General features: G+C 53.9%; 3 rRNA genes. All 3 read left to right on the plus strand.

The annotated features are described in order from the left end of the window. Positions 1-289 precede the first annotated feature (289 nt). The 3 genes from ACL9RL_RS19705 to rrf all read left to right on the plus strand — a co-directional run bounded on the left by ACL9RL_RS19705 (position 290) and on the right by rrf (position 5613). Positions 290-1812: ribosomal RNA gene (locus tag ACL9RL_RS19705) — 16S ribosomal RNA — on the plus strand. Between the two features lie 446 nt (positions 1813-2258). Beyond that, positions 2259-5373 (plus strand): 23S ribosomal RNA (locus tag ACL9RL_RS19710). A gap of 123 nt (positions 5374-5496) precedes the next feature. Next, positions 5497-5613 (plus strand): 5S ribosomal RNA (gene rrf, locus ACL9RL_RS19715). The 16S, 23S and 5S rRNA genes sit together here, the layout of an rRNA operon. Positions 5614-5667 lie beyond the last annotated feature (54 nt).

The following is a 5667-nucleotide window of genomic DNA, read 5'->3' on the forward strand; positions in this document are numbered from 1 at the left end:
TGGTAAGCTAGAGAAGTTGCCCTGCAGGGCGGTCGTGAGGCCAAAGGCAGGAGCATCCGATCCTTGAGAACTCAACAGCGTGCACAATGTCAAATGCCAAAAACCTCGTGTTTTGGATCCCGTTTCTAGCGGGTGAGATTACAGGAGATTCCTTTGGAAAACATTTAAACAACAAAGCAAGTCAGTAATGATTTGTTCTGTCAGTTTCAAACTCGCAGTCAGTTCGCCTATTCCGGTGGCTGGTTGCAAATTAATGTGCCGGTCGCTTCGGTGGTCGTGCGTTTAAACATTTACGGAGAGTTTGATCCTGGCTCAGGACGAACGCTGGCGGCGTGCTTAACACATGCAAGTCGAACGATGAACCAGGAGCTTGCTCTTGGGGATTAGTGGCGAACGGGTGAGTAACACGTGAGTAACCTGCCCTTGACTCTGGGATAAGCGTTGGAAACGACGTCTAATACCGGATACGAGCTTCAGCCGCATGGCTAGGAGCTGGAAAGAATTTCGGTCAAGGATGGACTCGCGGCCTATCAGCTTGTTGGTGAGGTAATGGCTCACCAAGGCGACGACGGGTAGCCGGCCTGAGAGGGTGACCGGCCACACTGGAACTGAGACACGGTCCAGACTCCTACGGGAGGCAGCAGTGGGGAATATTGCACAATGGGCGAAAGCCTGATGCAGCAACGCCGCGTGAGGGACGACGGCCTTCGGGTTGTAAACCTCTTTTAGCAGGGAAGAAGCGAAAGTGACGGTACCTGCAGAAAAAGCACCGGCTAACTACGTGCCAGCAGCCGCGGTAATACGTAGGGTGCAAGCGTTGTCCGGAATTATTGGGCGTAAAGAGCTCGTAGGCGGTTTGTCGCGTCTGCTGTGAAATCCCGAGGCTCAACCTCGGGTCTGCAGTGGGTACGGGCAGACTAGAGTGCGGTAGGGGAGATTGGAATTCCTGGTGTAGCGGTGGAATGCGCAGATATCAGGAGGAACACCGATGGCGAAGGCAGATCTCTGGGCCGTAACTGACGCTGAGGAGCGAAAGGGTGGGGAGCAAACAGGCTTAGATACCCTGGTAGTCCACCCCGTAAACGTTGGGCGCTAGATGTGGGGACCATTCCACGGTTTCCGTGTCGTAGCTAACGCATTAAGCGCCCCGCCTGGGGAGTACGGCCGCAAGGCTAAAACTCAAAGGAATTGACGGGGGCCCGCACAAGCGGCGGAGCATGCGGATTAATTCGATGCAACGCGAAGAACCTTACCAAGGCTTGACATATACGAGAACGGGCCAGAAATGGTCAACTCTTTGGACACTCGTAAACAGGTGGTGCATGGTTGTCGTCAGCTCGTGTCGTGAGATGTTGGGTTAAGTCCCGCAACGAGCGCAACCCTCGTTCTATGTTGCCAGCACGTAATGGTGGGAACTCATGGGATACTGCCGGGGTCAACTCGGAGGAAGGTGGGGACGACGTCAAATCATCATGCCCCTTATGTCTTGGGCTTCACGCATGCTACAATGGCCAGTACAAAGGGCTGCAATACCGTAAGGTGGAGCGAATCCCAAAAAGCTGGTCCCAGTTCGGATTGAGGTCTGCAACTCGACCTCATGAAGTCGGAGTCGCTAGTAATCGCAGATCAGCAACGCTGCGGTGAATACGTTCCCGGGCCTTGTACACACCGCCCGTCAAGTCATGAAAGTCGGTAACACCCGAAGCCAGTGGCCTAACCGCAAGGAAGGAGCTGTCTAAGGTGGGATCGGTAATTAGGACTAAGTCGTAACAAGGTAGCCGTACCGGAAGGTGCGGCTGGATCACCTCCTTTCTAAGGAGCATGTGCAGCTCTCCTCTGTATACAGGGAGATTCAAGCTGCCAAGTCACACTGAGGCGAATGTTCTCAGGTGGCGCTCATGGGTGGAACATTGACATTGATGCCGATTCGATCGGTGGCAGCTCAGTACATCTTCTTCGGGAGATCGGAACGGTTGGTACTGGGATGGCCGGCATATGCACGCTGTTGGGTCCTGAGGGACCGGATCCGTCACTTCGGTGGCGAGGACGAACCTCAGGGCCTGTTTTGCTTGACATCAATGGTCAAGAAAGCAGGTACCGCCCGTACTTTGAGAACTACACAGTGGACGCGAGCATCTTAGATTCAGGACCTACGGGTTCTGGATCACAAAGATCAAACACATTCCCTTTGGGGAGTGTGTAGATCATTGGTCAATCTTCACCAGGGAACTGGTGGCGATCGATTCAAACTCATGTGATTTCAAATTTCTAAGAGCAAACGGTGGATGCCTTGGCATCTGGAGCCGAAGAAGGACGTAGTAATCTGCGATAAGCCTCGGGGAGCTGATAAACGAGCCCTGATCCGAGGATGTCCGAATGGGGAAACCCCGCCAGGCCCTTTGGGTGACCTGGTGACTCCCGCCTGAATATATAGGGCGGGTAGAGGGAACGAGGGGAAGTGAAACATCTCAGTACCCTCAGGAAGAGAAAACAACCGTGATTCCGTAAGTAGTGGCGAGCGAAATCGGAAGAGGCTAAACCGGGCATGTGTGATAGCTATCAGGCGTTGCATGTTCGGGGTTGTGGGACTTTTCACTCTGCGCTGATAAGCAGGGAGCATTAGAACGTTGTATAGACGAATGGGATTGAAAGCCCAGCCAGAGACGGTGCCAGCCCGGTAGTCGAAATGCAGCAATCGTGCGAAGAGTATCCCAAGTAGCACGGGGCCCGAGAAATCCCGTGTGAATCTGTCAGGACCACCTGATAAGCCTAAATACTCCCAGATGACCGATAGCGGACAAGTACCGTGAGGGAAAGGTGAAAAGTACCCCGGGAGGGGAGTGAAATAGTACCTGAAACCGTTTGCTTACAAACCGTTGGAGCTCCCATGTTGGGGTGACAGCGTGCCTTTTGAAGAATGAGCCTGCGAGTTAGCGATATGTGGCGAGGTTAACCCGTGAGGGGTAGCCGTAGCGAAAGCGAGTCTGAATAGGGCGATTCAGTCGCATGTCCTAGACCCGAAGCGAAGTGATCTATCCATGGCCAGGTTGAAGCGACGGTAAGACGTCGTGGAGGACCGAACCCACTTAGGTTGAAAACTGAGGGGATGAGCTGTGGATAGGGGTGAAAGGCCAATCAAACTTCGTGATAGCTGGTTCTCTCCGAAATGCATTTAGGTGCAGCGTTGCGTGTTTCTTGCCGGAGGTAGAGCTACTGGATGGCCGATGGGCCCTAAAAGGTTACTGACGTCAGCCAAACTCCGAATGCCGGTAAGTGAGAGCGCAGCAGTGAGACGGTGGGGGATAAGCTTCATCGTCGAGAGGGAAACAACCCAGACCACCAACTAAGGTCCCAAAGCGCGTGCTAAGTGGGAAAGGATGTGGAGTTGCACAGACAACCAGGAGGTTGGCTTAGAAGCAGCCACCCTTGAAAGAGTGCGTAATAGCTCACTGGTCAAGTGATTCCGCGCCGACAATGTAACGGGGCTCAAGCACGCCACCGAAGTTGTGGCATTGATATTTTTGGTAGGCCTTCGTGGTCCAGCCGTATTGATGGGTAGGAGAGCGTCGTGTGGCCAGTGAAGCGGCGGTGTAAACCAGCCGTGGAGGCTACACGAGTGAGAATGCAGGCATGAGTAGCGAAAGACATGTGAGAAACATGTCCTCCGAAAGACCAAGGGTTCCAGGGTCAAGCTAATCTTCCCTGGGTAAGTCGGGACCTAAGGCGAGGCCGACAGGCGTAGTCGATGGACAACGGGTTGATATTCCCGTACCGGCGAAGAACCGCCCAAGCTAATCCAGTAATGCTAAGTGTCTGAATCCCTCTGATTGATCCCTTCGGGGTGAGACGTTGGGCCTAGCACACGACCCTATGCTGGTGCGGTTAGCGTATTAACAGGTGTGACGCAGGAAGGTAGCCCATGCCGGGCGATGGTTGTCCCGGTGTAAGTGCGTAGGCTGAGAGATAGGCAAATCCGTCTCTCGTGAAGGCTGAGACACGATACGGACCCGTAAGGGACAGTGGGTGATCCTATGCTGCCAAGAAAAGCATCGACGCGAGGTTCCAGCCGCCCGTACCCCAAACCGACTCAGGTGGTCAGGTAGAGAATACTAAGGAGATCGAGAGAATCGTGGTTAAGGAACTCGGCAAAATGCCCCCGTAACTTCGGGAGAAGGGGGGCCTGAGGCGTATTAGGACTTGCTCCGAAAGCGTTTGAAGGCCGCAGAGACCAGTGGGAAGCGACTGTTTACTAAAAACACAGGTCCGTGCCAAGTCGCAAGACGATGTATACGGACTGACGCCTGCCCGGTGCTGGAAGGTTAAGAGGAACGGTTAGCCGCAAGGCGAAGCTGAGAATTTAAGCCCCAGTAAACGGCGGTGGTAACTATAACCATCCTAAGGTAGCGAAATTCCTTGTCGGGTAAGTTCCGACCTGCACGAATGGCGTAACGACTTCCCAGCTGTCTCAACCGCGAACTCGGCGAAATTGCATTACGAGTAAAGATGCTCGTTACGCGCAGCAGGACGGAAAGACCCCGTGACCTTTACTACAGCTTGGTATTGGTGTTCGGTGTGGCTTGTGTAGGATAGGTGGGAGACTGTGAAGCTTGGACGCTAGTTCAGGTGGAGTCATTGTTGAAATACCACTCTGGTCACTCTGGATATCTAACTTCGAACCGTAATCCGGTTCAGGGACAGTGCCTGGTGGGTAGTTTAACTGGGGCGGTTGCCTCCCAAAAAGTAACGGAGGCGCCCAAAGGTTCCCTCAACCTGGTTGGTAATCAGGTGTCGAGTGTAAGTGCACAAGGGAGCTTGACTGTGAGACTGACAAGTCGAGCAGGGACGAAAGTCGGGACTAGTGATCCGGCAGTGGCTTGTGGAAGCGCTGTCGCTCAACGGATAAAAGGTACCTCGGGGATAACAGGCTGATCTTGCCCAAGAGTCCATATCGACGGCATGGTTTGGCACCTCGATGTCGGCTCGTCGCATCCTGGGGCTGGAGTAGGTCCCAAGGGTTGGGCTGTTCGCCCATTAAAGCGGTACGCGAGCTGGGTTTAGAACGTCGTGAGACAGTTCGGTCCCTATCCGCTGCGCGCGTAGGAAATTTGAGAGGATCTGACCCTAGTACGAGAGGACCGGGTTGGACGAACCTCTGGTGTGTCAGTTGTTCCGCCAGGAGCACCGCTGATTAGCTACGTTCGGGATGGATAACCGCTGAAAGCATCTAAGCGGGAAGCCGGCCTCAAGATGAGATTTCCATGCCTTCGGGCGAGAGGCTCCCAGCCAGACTACTGGGTTGATAGGCCGGATGTGGAAGAGAGGACGAAAGACTCTCGGAGCTGACCGGTACTAATAAGCCGATAATTTGATAACACATACTTCGTTTGAATCGAAGATGCTACGCGTCCACTGAGTGGTTCTCGATGTACGGTCGAGAACCCGCAAACAACACTTACTGTGTTGGTTTGCTCGTTCACTTTGATACATCAATAGTGTTTCGGCGGCCATAGCAAGAGGGAAACGCCCGGTCACATTCCGAACCCGGAAGCTAAGACTCTTTGCGCCGATGGTACTGCAGGGGGGACCCTGTGGGAGAGTAGGACACCGCCGGACTTCTTCGTTGAGATGGCCACCCAAGAATTCTTGGGTGGCCATTTCGCGTTTAAG

Origin of the sequence: Plantibacter sp. Mn2098 (assembly GCF_049319745.1) — a bacterium.
Taxonomy (GTDB): domain Bacteria; phylum Actinomycetota; class Actinomycetes; order Actinomycetales; family Microbacteriaceae; genus Plantibacter.